The 3,820-nt window shown below is 47.9% G+C and carries 2 protein-coding genes; both read left to right on the plus strand.

Annotated elements, in window-relative coordinates; translation table 11 throughout:
* On the plus strand, positions 1-1,465 hold a 1,465-nt coding region (locus IQ270_RS28925; RefSeq protein WP_193976559.1), incomplete at its 5' end, for an FAD-dependent oxidoreductase.
* A gap of 480 nt (positions 1,466-1,945) precedes the next feature.
* Positions 1,946-3,820, plus strand: a 1,875-nt coding sequence (locus tag IQ270_RS28930) for a HAMP domain-containing protein (protein ID WP_193976560.1), incomplete at its 3' end; no start/stop codon positions are given.

Here is a 3,820-nt window from a genome sequence, read left to right on the forward strand (position 1 = left end):
CACCGAAACCCTCTCTCAGACTATCGAAGATGCCTATCGCTACGAAAATTCAGCGCGATTTAACGAAACTATTATTCGGTTTATTCCCAAACCGCCTAACCAGTCAAACTCCCAACCTAGAGGTGCTGATTGGTTCGTTGTAGATGCAACTGAAACAGGCGAATTAATCGGACTTGCCGATGTTCCCTACCGCCTCGGAATTGACCCGCGTTCCCCTCTCGAACCTTCCTCCGCCAGCCCCGAAGGCGACCCTTACTGCACTCAAGGTTTTACCTACACCTTTGCGATGGAAGCAACCAAGGAACCGCAGCAGCATCAACAGCCGTCTTTCTATCAACAATACGCACCTTACTACAGTTACGAACTCGCGAGATTAGCCAGCTTTCCGCTAGTTTTTAGCTACCGCCAAATTAGAAGCATGAAACCGGATCAACCGCGCCCTTCCGACCCCAAGAAATTCCCGATTTATCCCGGGGATATTTCCATGCAAAACTGGACTTGGGGAAATGACTACCGTCCCGGTTCTGCCCAGGATAATTTAATTTATTCTCGCGCGCAGTTGGAGGCGAGCGGTCAACTGCAACCGGGCGCATGGATGGGCGGTTTGCGAACCGAAACTTTGCGCCGCGGCGAGGAAAATGCCAAAGGATTTTTCTACTGGTTGGTAGCAGGAACTACTGACTCGCAGCTAGGAGAAAAAGCGAAAAAGCCTTATCCCAACAATCGTTTTTTGAGCGGTTTGGATTCGCCGATGGGGACGGTTCACGGACTTTCTAAATATCCTTATATGCGGGAGGGCAGGCGGATTATTGGGCGGCCGACTTTGACTCAGCCTCAAGGTTTTACGGTGTGGGAAGTTGATATGTCTCGGACTGATTTTAACGCAGATTTTTACCGCCAGAATTTGTCGGAGGAAGAGTATCGCAATTTGTGGTTGGCTGTCGGTGGTTTGAACGCGCCACCTTTGGCCGTGGGAAATCAGTCGGTTGAGGATACAAAATCTCGATCGCGCGCCCGGATTTATCCTGATTCAGTCGGTATCGGTCATTATGCGATCGACTTTCACCCCTGCATGACCAACAGCCCGCCGGAAGCGCCGGGAAACACCGAACGCGAAGGCACTCGCAAAGGCCAAGGACAAGCTTATCCCTTCCAAATTCCGCTGCGGGCAATGATCCCTCAAAAAATTGATAATATGTTAGTGGCGGGTAAAAGTATTGCTACCAGCCACACGGCGGCCGCGGCTTATCGAGTACATTCTTTTGAATGGTCTGCCGGCGCTGCCGCCGGAGTTACCGCTGCTTTTTCCCTAGAAAAGAGGATTTTGCCCTACGAATTGGTAGACGAATTGCCCTCCCGCGAACCGAATTTGGAAGCTTTGCAGTTGCGGTTGCAGCAAGATAAGAACCCCATCGCCTTTCCGGGTACTTCCATCTTCAATAGTTCGTGGCAAAATTGGAAGTAATCGCAGTTGGTAAGTCGATTACTATCACAAACACCGTTCGTAGTCCCGACTTGCATACGCTTTCCGGCTGCGGGCGGTCGTCCGCTGACAGCATCTGGTGTTTGGCATTTATAGTGCGAGCTTAATATCTCGCGTATTGTACTCGCGAGTTCTTAAGCTCGCACTATAAAAAATGCTTTTTGCCAAACACCAGATGCTCCTTTTCCGCTCTCCCGCTGCGGACTAAAGTCCGCACTACAAACCTTACTTATTGCGGTAAATCAACAGGATATTATATTACCTGACCCAGACCAATTTACCATCAACCTTTTGAAAGAAGCAATCAGCAACTAATTTAGTCAAATAATAACAATACCATCTCAAAAAATTGATTATAGCTAGCGCTTTGCCACCCTCTCCCGCACCGCCAGCCAAATATCTTCCACCACCAACGCCTTCGAGCCGCGCCAAACCCCTTCCAACTCCCCAAAGGTAACAGTCATGTCAACTGCACAACTAACAAACACCAATCCAAGCAATGTTTATGCCAAACAGTTACTCAAAACCTTAGTAGCTGTCAAAAAAGGAGACTTTTCAGCTCGGATGCCCATAGACCAGACCGGTATAGCCGGGAAAATTGCTGACGAACTTAACAACATTATCGAACTCAATCAGAGAATGGCAGCCGAACTCGATCGCATCGGCACAATTGTCGGCAAAGAAGGCCAAATCGCCCACCGGGCCACCATCGGCAACGCTGAGGGTTCCTGGGCAACTAGCGTAAATTCTATCAATACCCTAATTACAGATTTAGTACAACCAACCTCTGAAACCGCCAGAGTAATTCGGGCCGTAGCACAAGGAGATTTATCGCAAACCATCGGCTTAGAAATAGAAGACAGACCCCTCAAAGGAGAATTCCTCCAAACAGCCCAAATTGTCAACACAATGGTAGACCAGTTGAGTTCCTTCGCCTCGGAAGTAACCAGAGTTGGTAGGGAAGTAGGAACCGAAGGCAAATTAGGCGTGCAAGCAGAAGTGCAGGGAGTAGCAGGAACCTGGAAAGATTTAACAGATTCAGTTAACTCAATGGCAGGAAATTTAACAGCACAAGTCCGCAACATTGCCGAAGTGACAACCGCTGTAGCAAATGGCGACTTATCTAAAAAAATTACAGTCCAAGTTAAAGGCGAAATTTTAGAACTAAAAAACACCATTAACGTGATGGTAGATCAACTTAATTCCTTCGCATCAGAAGTAACGCGGGTGGCGAAGGAAGTTGGTTCCGAAGGTAAACTCGGCGGTCAAGCAGAAGTTAAAGGAGTAGCAGGAACCTGGAAGGATTTAACGGATAGCGTTAACTTTATGGCCGGCAGTTTGACGGCGCAAGTAAGGAATATTGCTGCTGTTACAACTGCTGTGGCAAATGGCGATTTATCTAAAAAGATTACTGTTGATGTTAAAGGTGAAATTCTCGAATTAAAAAACACTGTCAACACGATGGTAGACCAGTTAAATTCCTTCGCGTCGGAAGTAACTAGGGTTGCTAGGGAAGTGGGGACAGAAGGGAAATTAGGCGTGCAAGCAGAAGTTAAAGGAGTAGCAGGAACCTGGAAGGATTTAACGGATTCGGTTAACTCGATGGCAGGTAATCTTACGGCCCAGGTGCGGAATATTGCCGAAGTGACAACCGCTGTGGCAAATGGCGATTTATCTAAAAAAATTACTGTTGATGTCAAAGGCGAAATCCTCGAACTAAAAAACACGATTAACATCATGGTGGATCAGTTGAGTTCCTTCGCATCAGAAGTAACCAAAGTTGCCAGGGAAGTGGGAACCGAAGGTAAATTAAGCGTGCAAGCTTACGTGCGGGGTGTAGGGGGGACTTGGAAAGATTTAACGGATTCAGTTAACTTGATGGCAGGGAATTTGACGGCGCAGGTGCGGAATATTGCGGAAGTGACGAAGGCGGTAGCAAATGGCGATTTGTCTAAGAAAATTACCGTCGATGTCAAGGGTGAAATTCTAGAGTTGAAAGATACTATTAACGTGATGGTGGATCAGCTCAATTCCTTTGCTTCGGAAGTGACGCGGGTGGCGCGGGAGGTGGGAACTGAGGGTAAATTGGGCGGTCAAGCTGAGGTGAAAGGAGTTGCGGGAACTTGGAAAGATTTAACTGAGAATGTAAACTCGATGGCGGGGAATTTGACGGCACAAGTGCGGGGTATTGCTAAAGTTGTGACGGCGGTGGCGAATGGCGATTTGAATCGCAAATTGATGCTGGAAGCTAAGGGCGAAATTGCGACTCTGGCTGATACGATTAACGAGATGATCGATACGCTGGCGACGTTTGCCGATCAAGTTACTACAGTGGCG

Source organism: Microcoleus sp. LEGE 07076, assembly GCF_015207455.1.
Classification (GTDB): Bacteria; Cyanobacteriota; Cyanobacteriia; order Cyanobacteriales; family Microcoleaceae; genus Microcoleus.